The 18,526-nt window shown below is 42.4% G+C and carries 19 protein-coding genes and 2 tRNA genes; 12 read left to right on the top strand and 9 right to left on the bottom strand.

Features of this window, described 5'->3' with window-relative positions; translation table 11 throughout:
* Nucleotides 1–44 precede the first annotated feature (44 nt).
* Entirely contained in the window at nucleotides 45–425 is a 381-nt protein-coding gene (locus CH376_RS02680; protein WP_100786690.1) for a hypothetical protein, read from the bottom strand.
* A 327-nt stretch (nucleotides 426–752) separates the two neighbouring features.
* Between CH376_RS02680 and thiM the strand changes: the two genes are divergently transcribed.
* The 9 genes from thiM (at nucleotide 753) to CH376_RS02630 (ending at nucleotide 9,310) form a co-directional block, all read left to right on the top strand.
* Nucleotides 753–1,544 (top strand): hydroxyethylthiazole kinase, encoded by a 792-nt coding sequence (thiM, locus tag CH376_RS02670; protein WP_100786688.1) that lies wholly within the window; start codon nucleotides 753–755, stop codon nucleotides 1,542–1,544.
* A 514-nt stretch (nucleotides 1,545–2,058) separates the two neighbouring features.
* Nucleotides 2,059–3,192 carry a sensor histidine kinase gene (locus CH376_RS02665; protein WP_100786687.1) on the top strand — a complete coding sequence of 378 codons (1,134 nt, stop codon included), beginning with the start codon at nucleotides 2,059–2,061 and terminating at the stop codon, nucleotides 3,190–3,192.
* A gap of 225 nt (nucleotides 3,193–3,417) precedes the next feature.
* Nucleotides 3,418–4,002, top strand: a complete 585-nt coding sequence (locus CH376_RS02660; protein WP_100786686.1) for a TetR/AcrR family transcriptional regulator — start codon at nucleotides 3,418–3,420, stop codon at nucleotides 4,000–4,002.
* Nucleotides 3,999–4,955, top strand: coding sequence for an MBL fold metallo-hydrolase (locus CH376_RS02655; protein WP_100786685.1), 957 nt, complete (start codon nucleotides 3,999–4,001; stop codon nucleotides 4,953–4,955). The genes CH376_RS02660 and CH376_RS02655 overlap by 4 nt, the downstream gene beginning before the upstream one ends.
* A gap of 235 nt (nucleotides 4,956–5,190) precedes the next feature.
* The gene (locus CH376_RS02650; protein ID WP_100786684.1) at nucleotides 5,191–5,976 is read left to right on the top strand and encodes a hypothetical protein; all 786 of its coding nucleotides are present in this window, start codon (nucleotides 5,191–5,193) and stop codon (nucleotides 5,974–5,976) included.
* 26 nt (nucleotides 5,977–6,002) lie between these two features.
* The gene (locus tag CH376_RS02645) at nucleotides 6,003–6,893 is read left to right on the top strand and encodes a fatty acid desaturase family protein (protein ID WP_100786683.1); all 891 of its coding nucleotides are present in this window, start codon (nucleotides 6,003–6,005) and stop codon (nucleotides 6,891–6,893) included.
* A 233-nt stretch (nucleotides 6,894–7,126) separates the two neighbouring features.
* Nucleotides 7,127–7,717, top strand: a complete 591-nt coding sequence (locus tag CH376_RS02640) for a CDP-alcohol phosphatidyltransferase family protein (protein WP_100786682.1) — start codon at nucleotides 7,127–7,129, stop codon at nucleotides 7,715–7,717.
* Complete coding sequence (locus tag CH376_RS02635) at nucleotides 7,684–8,571, top strand: diacylglycerol/lipid kinase family protein (protein WP_100786681.1); 888 nt, start codon at nucleotides 7,684–7,686, stop codon at nucleotides 8,569–8,571. The genes CH376_RS02640 and CH376_RS02635 overlap by 34 nt, the downstream gene beginning before the upstream one ends.
* Nucleotides 8,564–9,310 (top strand): phosphatidate cytidylyltransferase, encoded by a 747-nt coding sequence (locus CH376_RS02630; protein ID WP_100786680.1) that lies wholly within the window; start codon nucleotides 8,564–8,566, stop codon nucleotides 9,308–9,310. The genes CH376_RS02635 and CH376_RS02630 overlap by 8 nt, the downstream gene beginning before the upstream one ends.
* A gap of 261 nt (nucleotides 9,311–9,571) precedes the next feature.
* Here the strand turns inward: CH376_RS02630 and CH376_RS02625 are convergent, their stop codons facing one another.
* From CH376_RS02625 to CH376_RS02615, 3 genes are all read right to left on the bottom strand, one after another.
* On the bottom strand, nucleotides 9,572–9,943 hold the full coding sequence (locus CH376_RS02625; protein ID WP_100786679.1) for a hypothetical protein: 372 nt from the start codon (nucleotides 9,941–9,943) through the stop codon (nucleotides 9,572–9,574).
* Between the two features lie 3 nt (nucleotides 9,944–9,946).
* The gene (locus CH376_RS02620; RefSeq protein WP_125231955.1) at nucleotides 9,947–10,183 is read right to left on the bottom strand and encodes a hypothetical protein; all 237 of its coding nucleotides are present in this window, start codon (nucleotides 10,181–10,183) and stop codon (nucleotides 9,947–9,949) included.
* 425 nt (nucleotides 10,184–10,608) lie between these two features.
* Entirely contained in the window at nucleotides 10,609–12,891 is a 2,283-nt protein-coding gene (locus CH376_RS02615) for an NAD(P)-binding domain-containing protein (protein WP_100786677.1), read from the bottom strand.
* Between the two features lie 80 nt (nucleotides 12,892–12,971).
* On the opposite strand from CH376_RS02615, the gene CH376_RS02610 reads away from it, so the two are divergent.
* Nucleotides 12,972–13,256, top strand: a complete 285-nt coding sequence (locus CH376_RS02610) for a hypothetical protein (RefSeq protein WP_125231954.1) — start codon at nucleotides 12,972–12,974, stop codon at nucleotides 13,254–13,256.
* A gap of 145 nt (nucleotides 13,257–13,401) precedes the next feature.
* Here CH376_RS02610 and CH376_RS02605 read toward each other — a convergent pair.
* From CH376_RS02605 to CH376_RS02585, 5 genes are all read right to left on the bottom strand, one after another.
* A tRNA-Ala gene (locus tag CH376_RS02605) sits at nucleotides 13,402–13,474 on the bottom strand.
* Nucleotides 13,475–13,489: 15 nt separating this feature from the next.
* Nucleotides 13,490–13,563: transfer RNA gene (locus CH376_RS02600), tRNA-Ile, on the bottom strand.
* 73 nt (nucleotides 13,564–13,636) lie between these two features.
* Nucleotides 13,637–14,992 (bottom strand): YncE family protein, encoded by a 1,356-nt coding sequence (locus CH376_RS02595; RefSeq protein ID WP_100786675.1) that lies wholly within the window; start codon nucleotides 14,990–14,992, stop codon nucleotides 13,637–13,639.
* Nucleotides 14,976–16,187: an acyltransferase family protein gene (locus CH376_RS02590; protein WP_100786674.1), complete on the bottom strand. Its 1,212-nt coding sequence runs from the start codon at nucleotides 16,185–16,187 to the stop codon at nucleotides 14,976–14,978. Before CH376_RS02590 ends, CH376_RS02595 begins: the two co-directional genes overlap by 17 nt.
* Nucleotides 16,184–16,798 carry a Crp/Fnr family transcriptional regulator gene (locus CH376_RS02585; RefSeq protein WP_165781791.1) on the bottom strand — a complete coding sequence of 205 codons (615 nt, stop codon included), beginning with the start codon at nucleotides 16,796–16,798 and terminating at the stop codon, nucleotides 16,184–16,186. Before CH376_RS02585 ends, CH376_RS02590 begins: the two co-directional genes overlap by 4 nt.
* 303 nt (nucleotides 16,799–17,101) lie before the next feature.
* Here CH376_RS02585 and CH376_RS02580 point away from each other — a divergent pair, with 303 nt between their 5' ends.
* Together CH376_RS02580 and CH376_RS02575 are read left to right on the top strand one after the other, a co-directional pair.
* Nucleotides 17,102–18,187, top strand: coding sequence for an SMP-30/gluconolactonase/LRE family protein (locus tag CH376_RS02580; protein ID WP_100786735.1), 1,086 nt, complete (start codon nucleotides 17,102–17,104; stop codon nucleotides 18,185–18,187).
* A gap of 35 nt (nucleotides 18,188–18,222) precedes the next feature.
* Nucleotides 18,223–18,522 (top strand): ArsR/SmtB family transcription factor, encoded by a 300-nt coding sequence (locus CH376_RS02575; RefSeq protein WP_100786672.1) that lies wholly within the window; start codon nucleotides 18,223–18,225, stop codon nucleotides 18,520–18,522.
* Nucleotides 18,523–18,526: the final 4 nt, after the last annotated feature.

Raw genomic sequence — 18,526 nt, 5'->3', positions numbered from 1 at the left:
ACTTTTTTATTCGAAAAATTTGCAGGCGGGGAATGCCCGAATTCTTAACGTTTGTCGGGCGGCGGAGGAAGTGCGTCCTTGCATTTCGCGCTCAACTCGGCTTCGTGAGATTTCAGACAACGTATCGGTCCGCCGTGTTCGGCGTTTGAATCTTTGCAGAATTTTTCTTCGTCGCTCGCGCAGGCTTCCTTCATCGCTTTGTGTTTTGTTTCCATTTCCGCGAGGTGGGCCTTGCAGGATGCGGAAAGTTTGGATTCGTTTTCCTTGAGACAACGATGTCCTTCCGGCCCAGGTTTTGCGTCCTTACAATAGGTTTCTCTTTCGGTTCTACAGTTGTCTCTGTGCCCTCCGTTCGGTTGTGCGAATGCGCTTAACAATGGAAATAAAAAGATTCCTATCAACACCGTTTCTCTGAAAAGTTTCATCGATTGCTCCCAAGGATTGTTCGATACGATTTTATGCTCGATCGCCGTCGTCTTTGACCTCTTCGATACGGAAACGGTTTCGTTTTTAACGGGATGATCTATTAGAATTTTATGATGGAATGATTTTCTTTCGGAAATTGAATCGGATCGTCCGTTACGGCATCTCCAGTTTTAAACAAACGATTGAAATACGGATTTCGATTCGCGGGCGAAGATTTGAAATGGGTCTTCCTTTGCAAAACACGGAGCGTTTTTACTTTTCCGATCGGATGAAAATTCTTTACAGATTCGATTCTTTGTTTAGGAATTGAAGAAGTGGAAAATCGGATGTCAACCAACGAAACGATCGAAAGAGTTTGGCCGGCGCCCGAGATCGTGGAAGATCTTGCAGCGCTTAGAAAAAATGCCCCCCTAACACATGTTATAACCAATATCGTCGCGAGCAATTGGACCGCGAACGTTCTTCTCGCGACCGGAGCTTCGCCTGCGATGGTCATCGCAGAAGAAGAAGTCGGGGACTTCGCAGCGATCGCAAGCGGAGTTTTGATAAACGTCGGCACGGTTACGCACACGGACGCGAAGTCGATGAGAATCGCCGCCGCCTCCGCAAACAAAGCGGGAACTCCTTGGGTTCTGGACCCGGTCGCGGCGGGTGCGATTCGTTATAGAACGGAAGTCGTAAAAGAATTGCTCAGTCATAAACCCGCAGTCATTCGAGGGAACGCTTCCGAAATTCTTGCGTTATCCGGAACAGCGGGCGGAGGAAAGGGTGTGGACTCCACGGCTCATTCCTCCGATGCCCTGCCGTTTGCGAAAGAACTTGCGGAAAAAATCGGAACGGTCGTGGCGGTGAGCGGAGAAATCGATTATATCACAGACGGAACTCGAACCATTGTTGTGCGCGGAGGTCATCCGCTTATGACAAAGGTAACAGGAGTCGGTTGTTCGCTCGGGGCCTTGATCGCCTCCTTTTTAGGAATCCAAAAAGATCCGATACGCGCCACTGCGTCCGCATCGGCTGTTTTTGCGATTGCAGGTGCCAGAGCGGCCCTGCAATCCAAGGGGCCCGGAAGTTTTGCCGTCTCGTTTTTGGACGAGCTCGGTAATCTTTCGTTATAATCTCCTCGGTCGCAGGAAATATTATATAAGCCGGTCATAATCTGGTCGCGGGCCGAATGTTTTACTAAGAAGCATATATACGATATAGAACGCATAACGTTCTAAGCGTTTGGTTCTAATCAAAAAGATTTTATTCTAAGAAGAATTGAATCTCGTTTTGAGCGAAGTGTCCGCTATGAAAACCCGGAGAAAATCATGAGACGGAAGATGTTTTCGCCATCGTTCGATTGATATCGTTTGTAATATTAGGAAAACTCGATGTAGCGTTATACTATGCTTCCCCAGACGAGAGAGAATGAATTCCTTGGAAGCTAAGTCATAGGTTCGATTGATTCGTTTTTTAAAAATGAGCGTTGCCGCACGCAAACATCGATTCTAAAAGACTGAAAATATCGAATTTACCGAAGGGAAAGACGGATTACGTCTTAGAAAAACATTTGTATTTTGTCGGATAGCCGGGAATGATGTCCCACGTTTCCGGATAAGTTCCCTTCAAAAAGAATTCTGAACCCGCATGTTTTTTGAAAAAATAAATCGAATCTATGGAAGAAGGGATTATCTCACTCGAAAGAGGGCGTATCATCTTTATGTAACCGATCTGGTCATTTTTATCGTCTCAATCGTTGCTTGTCTTCTTTATATCAAACAGGGAATCCGGATCGGCTTTTTGATCTTTGCTATTTCTGCGCTTGTGTCGATCGGTTTTTTACTGATCAATCGACTCGAAGCTGCGATCTATTCGATTCTCTATCTGAGTCTCACCGCGTTGACCTTCGGAATTTTCTTCGGAATGCAAACCGGGAACGTTTATTTTTCGATGGCGACGATCATTATATTGTTCTTACATTTTTCCAATAGTAAACTTACGATCGCAGTTTCTTGTTATACGGGAATATTGATGGCGATTCGAATGTATCAGTATTGGGGAAGAGGAGAATTGAGTTCCGCTTTCATTTTCGATACCATTCTGAAATTTATTCTTTTTTGTACGCTTGCCATCATTACGGTTCGAGTTCTTAGCAGTCACAAAAAAGAAAAGGAAGTTTTTATTCGGGAAATTCATCATCGAGTCAAAAATAACCTTCAGATTTTGAGCGGTTTTGCAAATTTGCACCAAAACAATGGAGTCAAGAGCGGCGATAAACAGATGGAAGGATTCAATGAAAGAATTCTAATGTTATCCAAGATTCACGACGCAATCTACAAATCGGAAACCGATTACGAGATCGATCTTAACAAAGTTTTGGAGGAAATCGTACGCTTGATAAGAATTCAAAACGACTCTCCTGTCGAATTGATACAATGTGAGAATGCGGCGCCTTTGAGTATAGAAATATCGGTTCCTTTCGCGATGATCGTCTACGAATTGTTGAACAATGCGGTTCGTCATTCCCGCAATGGAAATTCAAAAGGTAAAATCACCGTTGAATTAAATTTTACGAACAAGAGATATTCTCTTACCGTTTTGGATAACGGTCCAGGGATTCAAAAGGAATCCGTTTGGTCTCAACCGAAAACGACCGGCTTTACTTTGATCTCGATTATGACTCAACAACTGAAGGGAAATTTTCGATTTGATTCGAACGAGTTCGGATCAAAAGCGGTATTGGAATTTTCCAATCAAGATCTGTTCGCCAGTCTTCTCTGACGGAATGATAGTTAAGAAATTTTGAATGTTTCTTCGCGATAAAATCGGGGAATCTTTTTTTCTCCATTTCTAAGGACAAAAATCGTCAATTACTACGCCTGACCGCACTTGTTCGAGACATCTCCGGATTCTTCATTTTGAAACTCGGTTTCTATAGAAAGAATTCGTATAAAAGGTTTCAAAAAATATGTTGACTGGTCTATATATTTATGGTTTATTTGAGGAATGAGTGAAAAAGGAGCCGAGTCCAAAGAGAGGATGATTCAGGCAATGGCCTTATCATTGGAGACCAGAGGTTACAACGCTACAGGGTTAAACGAGATCGTCGCATCTTCGAAATCTCCCAAAGGATCCATCTATTTTCATTTTCCGGGTGGAAAAGAAGATTTGGCAGCGGAGGCGATTACCGTTTCCGGAAGGGAGATGGGGTCAATGTTTAAAGTTCTATTAGAATCTTCTAAAACGCCCGCAAATGGGATTGGAACGATCTTCAAAGTTTTAGAACGCAAGTTGATCGAGACGGATTTTAAACAAGGATGTCCGGTTGCGACAACCGCTTCCGAGACCGCGTCCCAATATTCTTCCGTAAATGACGCGTGTAAAGCCGTATTTGCGGAATGGAATGAAGAGCTCGAAGCGTATTTTATAAAGTCGGGTTGGGTCAGGAAAAAAGCCTTAGAGTTGTCGACTTCGATTCTTTGTCTACTTGAAGGCGCAATTCTTCTTTCTAGGACAAATCGTGATTCGGGTCCGATGAGATCCGCGGCAAATACCGCAAAGTTATTGATACAGAAAGGAGAGAAAAAATGAAACGTTATTGGATCGTTTTTGGGATTGTTGGAATTATTATTTTAAGTCTTCTGATCGCATTAGGTTATCCTAAATTAGAAATCTCTTATTATCCTAGGGAAGAGAGGGGAAGCCGCAAATCTTTGGCGTTCCGTAATCCCGGGGTTCGTTTTGCGCTCTTAAAAACGGCGATCGCAGATACGTCGGAGGCGTTTTTGTTCGAAGGAGGAAATCTTTTCAAAAAAAGGGTGATTTCTCATTCTGCTTTGCTCGTGGAACATCCGAGCGGAAAATTCTTATTCGATACGGGACTTGGAAGCGATATAAATGAACAATTCGCCTTAAACCCGATTCATCTTCGGGTATTGATGGCTTACAAAGATCACAGACCCGCAGTCGATCTTCTCAAGAAGGAGGGGTACGATCCGAAGCGGATCGAAAGAATCTTTCTTTCCCATATGCACTGGGATCACGCTAGCGGAATCAAGGATTTCCCTTGGGCCAAAGTCCTGACGACCCAGGAAGAACGTTATGCTGCATTTGCTTCAAACGTAAGACACGGCTATATCCAGAGGCAATTCGACGGAGATCTAGTTCAATGGGAGAATTTAGTTTTTAAGGACGCTCCTTATGAAACGTATTCTAAAAGTCTGGATCTATTTCAAGATGGAAGTATTGTCTTCGTTCCTATGGAGGGGCACGGCGGAGGATCGATCGGACTTTTTATCAATCTGTCCGAGAAGAAAAGATACTTTTTTACGGGAGACATCAGCTGGTCGAAGGAAGGTTTTTTGATTCCCGCACACAAACCTAGGCTCTCGAGAAGAATCGCGGACAAGGATCCCGATAGTCTTGGAAAAGAGTTGGCGAGGGTGCACGAGTTGATTCTTAGCAAGCCGGAGATAAACGTCATTCCAGCGCACGACTCGATCGCACAAGAAGGTCTTGCAAACTTTCCAAACTGGAATCGATAACGAATCGTACCTATAGTTCGAGTTCTCTCAAACCGAAGTCGTTTAAATTTTTCTTGCACAAGGATTTTATCGAATTAAAATCGCCGCTCGTTTTGATTCTTTCCGAAACTCGCGTTTAAATGGAATGCTATCGTTTTAGAGAAGTGACGTTCGGCGGCTTTGTTTTTTTTAGACGGGTCGATCGCGTTCAATCGGGCTCGGTTATTAAGAATATCGGTCAATAACGGAAACTAAAATGAACAAACGTATTTGTACGATCGTAATTCTTACTTTGCTTTCGACGGTCCCAGTAAAATCCGAAGTTGATTTGGAATATCTGGAATATTATCCCGAGGATTATGATCGGAGCAAGGGCGTTCTCATAATCATCCATAGCAAAGCCTACGATTGGGATCATTATCTGAAATTCGGGAAATCGATCGCCGACGCGTTGCGAGTTCCTCTAGTCGTTCCTGTTTTTAAGAAGGAATATTGGAACGACTACGCGGTCGTAATCGACGGAAAGCAGAGAGGAGATATTTTTTTACAGGAGAACCTTAAAAAGGTAGAATCGGAACATAAAGTCAATATAAATCGTCTGTATATGTACGGACATTCCGGAGGAGCTCAATTCGTACATCGTTATATTCTAATGTACGGTTCGCGAGTAAGAAAGGCTTTTATTTCCGCTCCGGGCTGGTACACTTTTCCGGATTTCGGAAAAGAATTTCCTACCGGTCTTCAAAAAAGGAAAGACTTTCCCGATGACGTGTCTCTTGAATTTAAGAATTTCTGCAAAACTCAGCTGAGCGTAACTGTAGGAGAATTGGATACGACGGACCCGGCCGTTCCCAAAGACGGATCGTACGGAAAAAATCGTTTGGAACTTTCAAAAAACTGGGTAGTTTCCCTAAATCGATTTTTAAAACGGGAATGTTCTGAAGTTGCCGAAATCCCACTCCATATTACTCCCGGCCAAGGTCATACCGGTTCGAGCAATTCCGCTCAAAAACAACGAGTGATCGAATTTTTTAATCGATAATCATAAAACAGGAATATTCAGTTTATATGAAGTTTTACAAAGAGCTTACTTCGGTTTCGTTTCCGGAAGACGATTGGGAAAAAACATTTGAAAAGAAACTTCGAAAACGAAGAGGACTCGTATTGTTCGCGAGTTTGCTCGCCGCTTTCGGTTTGTATTATGGAATTTTTCTTTTGCATCAATGGTTCCGAAGCGGCTTCTATTTTGTTCTTCCGTTGTCCGGTTTGTTTTTACACGCATGGATGATTCTTTTGGTTCACGAAGGCGCGCATCGAAACTTGACACGTTCTTCCTTCGATCGATGGATTTTAAATGGTGCGTCCGCACTGGTATTTCTTCCGTTCTATGGAGAACCTTTCCGTAAAATTCATCTTTATCATCACGCTCACACAAATCAGCCGGACGATCCGCTTTGGCCGGAGTGGAAAAAAAATCTGTTTCAAAGCCGAAGGCGACTTTATGTTTTTGTGGAATTGCTCCCTTTGTTTTCAAGCGTAGCGGCGATTCTTTTTAGAGAACGGGGACCGATCCTGAAAAAAAAACAATCCCCTGCAAACTTTCATTCGCGAATCCGTTCGATTTTATTTTTATGTTTTTCATTTTCGATTTCTATTCTTCTCTATTTAGAATGGAATCCGAATCCTTGGTTTATCTTCGGTTCCTTTCTCTTTGCGAACGTTTGGGGTTCGTTGAGACATTGGTGCGAACATACGGGTGTTCGAGCCGATCTGGAAAGCAATACTTTCTTTTTTCCTCTGGGAATGGGGATCGGAAATCACGAGACTCATCACGCGGATCCGAGTCTTTCCTGGATTTCACTATCCTTAGGTCTTAGGCGAAGAATTAAGACTACAACGATCGGAAATTGTATCCGAGGCATTTGGTCCAACCCCCGGCATATACATTATGAATCCTAAAAGTAACGTTCGTCTTTTTTCTATGTCCGAGTTTCCGTTTCGGATCGATATAAACCTTCGAATCCGTTTGTTTAAAAATCGATTTTTTAGAGATTTGATCCGGGCAAAGGAAGATTTGGAACGTCGATTCGCTTAACATTTCAAAAATGAATTGATACAGAGATAAAATCCGGTAATCAGGACGAAGATAAAAAGCCCGCCTAACGTTTGTGCGAGAATAAGGAAGCAATGATATGTTTGAAAAGACCTGGATAAAAAACATACCAAATACGATTTCGTTTTGCAGAATTCTTTTGTTTCCAGTTTTGATTTACTTAACCTTTCTGGAAGAACGATCTCTTTTTTCCTGGATTTTTTTCGCAGCCCTTTTATCCGATATTCTGGACGGTCTTATTGCGAGAGCTTTAAAGGTCCAATCCGCGTTCGGCGCGAAGATAGATTCGATCGCGGATGTGTTGACTTTTTTATCGGGAATTTACGGAATTCTAATATTCGAGCCTTCTTTTGTATTCGATTATCTTGTTTGGATTCTTGCAGTTCTTGCGCTATATTTTATCGAGATGATTTATTCTCTGTTTAAATTCTCATCCATTTCGAGTTTTCATACGTATGCGAGCAGAGCGGCCGCATACGCTCTCGGGATTTTGTTTATGACTTTGTTTTGGTTTGGAGCTTGGAGTCCTCTTTTATATCTTTCCTTTTTTCTGTGTTCTTTCGCTTACTTAGAGGAGATTGCGATTCTATTCTACTTAAAAGAACTAAGACCGAACGTTCGAGGTATGTATTGGATATGGAAACAAAACAAGAACGTTTTGCAATCTTAAACGGAAAGAGCGGATCTAAGAATCCATCGGATAATCATATTCTGAAAACTTATTTGGAAGGGAATGGGATCCCTTGTGAAGTGACGGATTTCCCCGGTCACGCAAAAGAGATTGCGAGAGAAAGATCCGATGTGAATGAGATCATAGTGGTCGGAGGCGATGGCACGTTGCACGAAATTCTGTCCTCTTTGCGGTTGCCGTTTCCTAAAATCCGTTTAGTTCCCGCCGGAACCGGAAATTCTCTTGCGAGAGATCTTGGTCTTGGAAGTTGGAAAATGTCCTTAGACAAATTGGCGTGGGGAAAAGAGCTTACGATCGATCTTATGGCTTTAGAAATAAAAACTGAGGAAGAATTTTTTTCCTGCGTTTCAGCAAGTACGGTTTGTTTCGGTTTTCCCGCGAAGGTTACGCAGATGGCAAACCGATCCTTCAAACGTTTTCGAAAATTTTGTTATCCGATTGCGGCGGCGCTCGGTTCTTTCTTGAATACGAGAGAATCTTATTCGATTTCGTATGATCAATTTTCGGAGAAGAGAAAATCTTTGTCCGGCGGAATTATAAACAACAGCAAACACGTAGCGAACTTTGTGGCGTTTCCGGACGCGGATCTTACGGATGGAAAATTCGACGTCGCGGAATTGGATGCCGGATACGTCAAACAATCGATTCATAACCTTTCTATTTTAAGTAAGACGTATTTTTACGATCCGCCAAACCGTCTCAAGGCGGTTTCCTCTTTTGTCAAATATGAAAATCCGGGTCTCCTTATGGTGGATGGAGAAGTTTACGAAAATGTAATGGAGTTTTCCGTAAAAATTCTCCCGAGGGCGTTGAGGGTTCTTTCACTTGGATAAGGAAATTTTACCGATTTTTGTCTTTATTTTCGCCGGGTTTTTAATCGGAGGCGTTTGGTTTTTTATCACTGGAAGAAAGAAAGATGAAGACGAAAGAAAGAAGAGGACGGCGAAATATTGGTCTTATGCGGGGATCGTCACCGGCGCCACCTTGTTTTCCGCGTTAGGCGGAATTTACTGGATCCTATTTTGTCTTTCGGTTTCTTTCGGCGCGATTTTAGAGATAGCAAAGGCTGCGACCCGGTTTTCGGGGTTTTTTCGGACTACGATACTCGTAATCGGCTTTATCGTTTTCGTTCTATTTTGCGGAAGCGGTTTTCTTTTTTCGAATCGGTCTTTGGTTTTTACTTATATCTGCGTGGCCGTTTTTGACGCGTTTAGTCAACTTGCTGGTCAGAGTTTGGGAAGAACAAGGATGGCGCCTCAAATCAGTCCGAATAAAACTTGGGAAGGATTCGCGGGAGGCGCGTTTTTTGCCGCGTTATTCGGTCTTTTCTTTTTTGCGGTGATCGCTAAGAATCCGCTCGAATCTTTGCCTCTTACCTTTGGAATCTCTGTTTTGAGTCTGAGCGGTGATTTGAGCGCGAGTTGGCTGAAGAGGAAAGCCAAGATCAAAGATTATTCTAATTTTCTTCCGGGACACGGAGGAATTTTGGATCGTTTTGATTCTTTGATCTTTACTTTTGCGTGTTTGGTTTTGTTACGGATATTTGATCTGATTGCCTTCGCCCTTGCTTGAACAAATTGGGCTATATATTGAGCAATGAATTTTATCGACTTTAGTAATGAGTTAATTAATAAAACAACGGGTTGTCTCAAATAAGACGGTTATGAATGAACGACGAGAGAAATTAAAATTCGGAAGATTGGAATCTTTTCTAAGAGCGTGTAGTATCCGGTGAAAGTAAAAAACTTATTTTATTAATATGGGTTTAACTCAAAGATCTCCGAATCTGATAAACTAGAAATATCGGAGATCTTTGAACGGATCTGGTTGACCTTATTTTTTTTTGCCTTTTGCAGGGGCAGCAGATTCTTTCCAAACTTCGCCGGTTACAATGAGTTCTTCATTTCCGTAGATGAAAGGAATATAGTAATAGCTTGTTTTAATTTCCGCATTTTTCAGAAAATCTCCACCGCTTTTGGTAAGAGCTTCCGTAATTGCTTCGTTAATGCGAGCAGTTAGAGCTAACGTGCCGACGGGAATTACGAAGAAAATATTCAAACCTGATTTTCCTTCTTCAGTCGGTTTTATTTTTTCGAAATTTTTTGAAAAATCTACCTCTTTGTGAGATAGAACTGCGTAGCTACCTTGAAAAGTGGTGCAGTTAACGAGAATCGCAACAAGAGCGAGAGTCAGTATTCTAATCATGTTTTATTCCTTAATCCAGCATTCTGCTTTCACGGTTGAAGTTAAAAATTCAAGGAAAAGTATCGCTTGATTTTGGCTTCTAAATTCAACGTTTTTCATGAAAACACAGTTTTCTTTTGTCTGCAATTCACTTGTTAAAAGTCCGTAGTCCTTATCAGCACTAACGGCAATACCGAATACTCTGGTGACTAAATTGGTAATTTGAACGGCTGAATTACCCATTTTATATTTTGCGTTCAAAGGAACATCCTTTGAACTAACGGTCTTAATTGGCATGATACTGCAATTTGCAATAAAGATTGCAAAGAGGCAAGATATCAAAATTAATCCTGATCTTTTCATCATTTTTCCCCGAAGAATTTTAATCTTTTCGAATTTAACTTAAAGTTAATCGCTATTTAGAGTCAGAAAAAAAGAATCTCGAGAAAATTGCAAATTAAATCGGTTTCAGTTAAGACAAAATTCGGCTATTGAATGTTTTTTCTTCCTTTATCAACAAAATGTCCCTAAAATGAGCGACCATAGAGTTCGATTATCTAAGAAAATAAATAACAAGGAAGGATCAAGTAAGCGAATGACGTTTACCTTCGATACAAATTGAAAACATTTTGTCCGGAAGTAAAGGATTTCCGTATATAAGGATTTTCGATTTCGTTTATCAAAACCTATCCCAATTCTCCGAAGGAAAGAACTTTTGTGGGACAGTTTACGACACAAGCCGAGCAGCGGACGCACTGAACGTTGTCCATCGGGATTCCTTTGTTTGCGTAGCTCATAACGTCGATACCCTGATGACAGACCTTTGTACAAATGTTACAGGAAATACATTTTTTCTTTTCGGAAAAGATTCGAAACCGGCTGAATCTTGCATAGATGTGCATAAGCGCTGAAAGCGGACAGAAGAATCTGCACCAAACCCGACCGCTTAGAAAGAAATACGCTCCGACTCCGGCAACACCGGCTAAGAGGAGGTCCACTACGACGTCGTAGACTTTTTTGCCTCCGTCTCCGATTCCTCCCAAAACATGAGTAAAAGGAAACCAATGTGAAAGGAAAATTTCACTCATCTTGAGAAGAGTGATAACCGTCGCAAAAAGGAGAATCCATTGACCTGAGTTTTCCAATCGGTTTGCCAATTTCCCGTGAGGCATCCTGGTTCTAGTCTCATCTCCTAAGGTTTCCGCGAGTCCTCCGCAGGAACAAATCCATCCGCAGTAAGCGCCTTTTCCGAAACGATAGACAAGATACGGAATCATAACGAACGTCTGCGTAATCCCGTATAACAACCAAAAGGTGGTGATCCCGGTATTATAGAAGATTCCCATGTTGAGAGGCCAGGCTAAAATCAATCCGTATGCGTTCCAATACGCCCCATAAGGAAAAACCTGAGTAAGAATGAACCCGCTCGGATCCCCCAAAAGATCGTTCTTTCCCAAAAAAGGAAGGACGATCTCGGGCAAAAGAAAAAGAGGAAACACCTGGATCAGAATCAGAGTCCAGGTTTGTCTTTTAATATATTTCGTGGGTCTCGATTTTATTCTTCTTAAACCGAAGGTAAGAATGGTAAGAGAATATAAAAGTGTGTAGTGAAAACCGGGTTGTTTTCCTAAAAACAGAAAATCATAATACTTCCCTCCTACATAGACCGTAAAAAAGTATGCGGTCGCGGAGAATATATAAAAATTTTTGAATGTATTCCAGGAGTCGGAAAACAATTCTTTTCTTTTGTTGAATAGGTGAACTCCAAACGGAATTCCAAGAGCTAAAAAAACGATCAAGGATCCTAAGGCGATCGAAGAATAGAGGGCGCTTCCGTAGAACGACGCTTTTCCGAAGTAGACCACATTTGCGAAAAGAATCATTTCCAAGAAGCCGATCCAGTCCCAAAAACGTTTTTGATTCTGGATTCTGAGGCCGATTTTTTTTAAGAAGTCGATCGGCGCGTTTGAGCCGATTTGAACTAAGACGTTTGAATTGACGACGGTTCTAAACTCCGTGTTTCGTTTTTTTGATCCGGTATTTCGGAGTCTGACTTCCTTTTCTTTTATTTCCACGACTTCGCTCTCATTTAAGAATTCTATCTTCCCGTTTCGAATCAGAGATTCCAGTTTCTCTCTGTTTTCGGATTTGGGACGCACCAATTCTTTTCCTCGGTAGGAAAGTCGAGTCGAGTTTGCATAATCGCTGATTGCGACGGCCGCTTCTACGGCGGAATCTCCGCCTCCCACAACGAGGACGTCTTCTTTTTCAAAGTCCTTCGGATCGATCAGACGATGATAAACTTTCGGTAATTCTTCTCCGGGCACTTGAAGATTTTTTGCGTCGCCGCTTTTTCCGATCGCAAGAATGACTTCTTTTGCAAGGAATGTTCTCCCGTCTTCGCAGAGAACGGAAAATCCCGAAACTTCTTTCCGGATCCGAGTTACCCTGGCTCCGATTTCCAAAGGGAGATTCCACTTTTTGAAAGAAGATTGAAGATCCTCCAAAAGACTTTCCTTGCTTCCGTTTAGAATTTTTATTTCAGAGTCGTTTTTCAAATCTTCGGGTTCCGCAAAGATCGGTTTTCCCTTCGGATAACTTCTGATCGTGTGAAATAAATCATTGGATTCTAATATAACAAAATTATAATTTAATTTTTTGAATTCGATTCCGGCGGAAATTCCCGCGGGTCCTGCCCCGACGATCAGAACTTCGTATGCGGAATCGTCCGATTTTTCGGATCGTTCCGATGTTTCCCGTTTTCGTTCGATCTCCCGGGCCACTTTGTATCCGCTTTCCACCGCGAATTTTAGAAGAGGAAGCCCCGTCAAATCGCCGATCACTCGAATTCCGGGAACTGAACTTTCAAAAAAATCGTTTACTTCCGGATAGACTTCGACAGGGCCTTCGGGAGCGTCGTTGTGCAACCAGGAAAAATAACGCGAGAGGAGGGGAATCTGCATTTTCATGATTTTGCCTTTTTTGTTTTCGGAGATCGGATTCTCTTCCGAATGTGCGTTCTCGTCTCAAAGTAGACGATCGGGTTGATATGAAATTCTATCTCGTTTTAAAAAAGTTACAAGGTCTTTTTGAAAACGCTTCCGCCGAGGGAAAAAGAAATTTAGAGAATTCTAATGTATTCCGCAGTTTGACTAAGGTTTTGATTATAGGTTTTACGAAAGCAGGAAAAAAGCGGCGTTTGGCGTTTATTCAATTTTTAATTGAGCCTATTCTGGATTCTATCCGTAAAGGCGTAACAATCATTTTTTTCTTGCAAAAGTTTTGTTGTTACCCGCGAAACCGCCAAAGTACGGCAGATCGATCGGATTTGTAGAATTAAGAAAGCAGGAAAATCTTCCCGTCAGATTCCGAAAAACATATTCAAAAAACAGAATCTATTATTCGTATTAGGATGTTTGCTTGAAATCTCAAAAAAGAAGAAAGGGGAAAATCACCGAATTTTGCGGGAAAATTCGGTATGGAGCTTGTCGGGATCGAACCGACGACCTTCTGAATGCAAATCAGATGCTCTCCCAGCTGAGCTAAAGCCCCTTTTTCAATACCGGATGGGCCTGATGTGATTTGAACACATGACCCCACGCTTATCAAGCGTGTGCTCTAACCAGCTGAGCTACAGGCCCGGTAAGAGACATGTTTTTAATTGAGTTCTCAAAAGCAACAGTTTTTTAAGAAAAAACGTTCTTCATTTTAAAACTAAAATCCGTCCCTTCGATAGACTCGAATTTGATGATCTAAAAAATCCGAAATCACAAGATATCGATTGTCCGGTGAAACGTCGAGACCGGTCGGTTGATTTCCTGCTTCCCAAAATTCTTTCACCGTATCGGTCGCGGTATCGATGACGTAGACTCTTCCTAAGACGTGACCTTTTTTAAGATAACCTTCGGTCGGGTTGTTCGGACCTCTGCAGGAAACGTAAAGATATTTCCCATCGGGAGAAAGTGCAATCGTATTCGGTTTATCGAATACTGGGATCGTCTTCTGGACCTTCTTTTCTTTGAGATCGTAGACTTCGACTTTGCTACAGCACATATCGGAAACATAGATTTTATTTTCCACAGGACCGGGAACGATATGTCTTTTGTTGCCGGGAGGTCCGATCGTATCGATGAGCTTTTCTTTTTCCATCGAGTAGATTCCGAGTCTTCCTCCGCTTGATTCCTGATTGCTCGCGGAGAACTGCGCGATATACAATTCCTTTCCGTCTTTGGAAAGGAGAAGCCCTCTCGGAAGCCCGATCTTATCCGTCTTTCTAATTTCGGTTTTTGTCTTTCTATCGATCACGGAAATGTCTTCGCTGATCCAGTTGGAACAGTACACGAGATCTCTCGTAGGATCGTAGAGAAGAATTTTCGACCATTTTCCGGTAAGATCCACCGTCGCCTTGTAAGCGAGAGTTTTTAAATCGAAAACGTGGACCGCGTTTGCCTGCATCTGGCTTACCCAGAGTTCGTTGTGTTCGGGGATCGAAATCGTTTCCACAAATCCGAGTTTCTTTTTGTATTTTTCGGGAGGAGAAAGGCGGACCGTTTCTCCGGTTTTGATGTCGAGGACGTCCATTCCTTCGTCTTCCAAGAGAGGAATAGCGAGTCTTGTATTGTCGATGAAACGCACGCTCTTAGGCTGCATTCCGGTTTTAAGACGGGCGGTAAATCGGTGCGTTACGCCCTCTTTGTCGAGAGCGATCAACTTTTCATTTAAGTCCGCCGCGTTCTTCGCATAATAAGAAGAATTCTGAAAGCCGGGCGACGAAAGTTTCAACTCGATTCCCTTGCCGTCGGTGTAAACCGGGATTTCCATTTCGACGAGCGCGATGTTCTTATCCGTTTCCAAAACCTTAAAAGGAAGAATTTCGTCTCCCGTTTTCACGATTGTTCCCTTATAAGGATGGACGCTGAATTTCACCGAGGCCGTTCCGCTTTTTTCCCGATTTGCCGGAGACGAAATGAGAGAAGAATTTCCGCTCTCGCAGCATACGAGAAACAGAAAGATCGGAATCAGCAAGAATGTGTTCGGTCTTAAAAACGAATTCTTAAATTTTGAGTTCACTGGACGCTCCGGAGTATGGATTCTTTTTAGGCGGAATTTGGTTTCCAAGGATGACGTTCATCCATCGAAAAGGACGTATTAGAAAATGATAGAATGCTAATGTAATGGAAAGGACCAAGAAAAGATGAAGCGAAAACTTTGCGGAGATTCCCAAAGAACTGTGAACGACGTAAAAGCCCGCGAGTAAAGAAACGGGATGATGGATCAGATAAATCGGGAGACTCGCGGTTCTCATGTATTCCGTATATCGATTTTTGAAATCGAAGAACTTCTGAAAGATTCCGATCAAAAGCCGAATGAACAGCCAGCCGGCCGCGCATTTCAGAAAGATATGAAGAATTCTTCTCCAGTTTCCCGTGTAGCCGAAGTAAGACCAGAAAGGATCGATTCTGCTGATCTCGTAAAAACCCCAGAAGCTAAGTAAAGCGAGGGTTCCCCAGATCCAAAATTTGTCCGACTGAGGTTCTAAAAGAAGGTTCTCTTTGGAAACGAGCAGACTTCCACAAAGAAAAAAAGTGTAGTTGTAAACGAAATTCACGGGTTCGATCGCGAACCAGGAATCGTCCTTCATATAGAAAAGATTGATCGCGCAGGTTCCCGCGACGCTGATCAAAGTGAAGATCGAGATCGTTGTAAATTCCTCGAAGAACGTTTTTTGATCGGGATCTTTTTTTAGAAACGACGAAAGAGGGAGCGTGATTTTCCGGATCAAAAGATGTAAAACCGTGAACAGTATTAAGAAATAAAGAAACCAAAGGTGAGACGGGCGAATATTACCGTTTAAGAATATTCTAAAATAGAAATCCAAGTAGGAAGGTTTTTCGCCGGCTTGTAAAAGGGAGACGAACGATTGCATCGGTGCGAAAAGCAGAATTCCGATCACGGTGGGAATGAAGATCCGGAAGATTCTGACCCTCAGAAATTCTTTGAGAGTTTTGGATCGAAAGACGACTTCCGTAAAATAACCCGATAAAAAAAAGAATAACGGCATTCTGAAAACGTGCACCCATTCCCCGAACACGTCGAAAATTTCGGATCTTTCCTCGTTTCGAAGGGGATATTTGATTTCCGCGGCGTAGACGATCGCTACGTGAAACACAAGTCCGAGCAGAAGGGCGAAGGAACGAAGATTGTCTAAGTAAAAGAGTCTTTTTTTATTATTTTCTTTTACTACTAAAGATTGCTTTGAGTTCAAGCATCCACCGTATATTTAAAAAGGGCTTCTCGAATGATCAAGGTGGATGGATCTTCTTTCGGCTGTTCCACCATTTTGTCTTTTACCAATAAGCTGATCGCCTGAACCAAGTCTTGATGTTCCAAGCCTACTCTTAATATCGCCCATTTCATAAAATGATTGAGATGAATTCTGTACGAAGTTCCGTCCGGTTCGCCGTGGGTTTGAGCAAAGTTGATGAGCGCGGAAGTGACTAAATTCTTTTTGTCGGCTTTCAAAAGAGAGGCAATTGTTTTGTTGGTTTCCCGCAATCGCGAGGAAAGAATTTTTACGATCTTCATGGAGAAGCCGGGATTTGTTTGTATCAGATTAAAAAAAGCTCCTTCGTTGATCGCGATGAGCGAAACATCGGTTCTTGCAACCGCTCTCGCGCTGCGAGGAGTTTTGTCGATCAGTGCCATTTCGCCGAACATATCCCCCTCTTTTAATTCTACGAGGAGTTTATAAGCCTCCTTTACTTTTTTGTGAATGCCTACTTTCCCTTTTACGATCAGATACATCACTTCCGCTTCCTGATTTTCTTCAAAGATAATGTCGGATTCTTTATATTCAACGCCCAGTTTATGGACCATGGATTCGGATATTTTCATAGCTCTTGACCGACCTCATTTATAATTTGATAAGAATTTTGACAGAAGGCAGATTCAAAATAATTTCAAGAGATCAACACCAGCATGAAAGGCCGCGGAACCGGAATCAATCAAAATCTACAATTGAATTCTGACAGTTTGAAATGTTTGATTCTTTCTTTGGTCTCTAATTTTTTTATATCAAATCATAGAATGAATAGAAACTTATAATTAGGTAAATTCATGTTGACTCTTCATTTGCTTCCGTTATTCCTTTGGGTCTTTAGAACTCAAGTTGGAGGGAGCATGAGCCGTACTCGGATTCTTGCCGTTTTTTTAATTCTTCTTTTATTTGGAATCGGATTTTATATCCTCAAACCTTCTCCGATCGACCCGTTGGCTTACATACCTCCGATTCCGCCCGCGATGGAGGGCGCCTTTTTCCCCAATCAACTGTTAGCCGATTCGGAATTGATCGCTGCGGGAAAATTGCAAGGGCCCGAAGATATGGAAGTGGACGATCATGGGAACGTCTTTGCCTCCTGCGAAAACGGCAAGATCATCCTCATTTCTCCCGAAGGAGACGTAAAAGCGCACGCTGCGACCGGAGGCCGACCCTTGGGCAGTAAACTTCTTCCAGACGGGCGTTTGATCGTCGCCGACGGAGAAAAAGGTCTTTTGGAGATCGGAGTCAAAGGGGAAATCAAAATTCTCAGCACCGAGGCGGAAGGTCTTCCCTTTCGATTTACGGACGATCTCGACGTAGCAAAGGACGGAACCGTTTATTTTTCGGACGCCTCGGATAAATACGGAAGTCAGGAATATCTCTTCGACTTAATGGAGGCAAGGCCGAACGGAAGATTGTTGAAATACGATCCATCCACCGGTAAGACCGAGGTTTTGTTAAAAGAATTATACTTTGCTAATGGAGTTGCTCTTTCACAAAAAGAGGATTTCGTTTTGGTGAACGAAACCTATCGATATAGAATCCGGCGTTATTGGCTGAAAGGGCCCAAAGCGGGCACGAACGATTTTTTTATCGAGAATCTTCCGGGATTTCCGGACAATATTTCGGCCGACGGAAACGGAACCTTTTATCTGGCGCTTTTTACGGTTCGGAATTCTTTGTTGGATTCTATTCTGCATCCGCGCCCCGGTCTCAAATCCTTTATCGCAAAACTTCCCAAATTTCTATGGCCGAAAGCCCAGCCTTACGGATTTGTGCTTCTGTTGGATGAGAACGGCATTCCTCTTCGGAGTTTTCAAGAACCGAGCGGAAAACATCTGAAGGCGATCACATCCGTAAAATATAAAAATGGTTTTCTCTATTTAGGCAGTCTTCACAATGATCGAATCGGAAAATACAAATTGAATCCGCAGAGTAACCCGTGATTGCGGAAAGATTCCAATTCCAGTAAGAAGAAAGAATGAAGAAGAAAAAGAAATTCCCTTTTGAGACCGAAACGACGTTGCAACTGATGTCCGCGATTTCGGATCCCGTTAAGCTCAAGATCGCAAAAATTCTTTCGTGTCATCGCGAAGTAAAGGCGGGGGATATCGCGAAAGAATTCGATATTTCAAGGACTACGATTTCGCATCATCTCAATAAAATGAAACTTTTGAATCTTGTATCTTCTAGAAAGGAAGGGAAGGAAATCTATTACTCCGTTGATAAAACGCTTATCGTGGATACCCTAAAAGAAGTTGTAAAATTTTTGGAAGCCTAAAAGA

Source organism: Leptospira adleri, assembly GCF_002811985.1.
In the GTDB taxonomy this organism is placed as follows: Bacteria; Spirochaetota; Leptospiria; order Leptospirales; family Leptospiraceae; genus Leptospira; species Leptospira adleri.
Note: the sequence above shows the minus strand (reverse complement) of the source record. Positions and strands in the feature narration are given on the sequence as shown.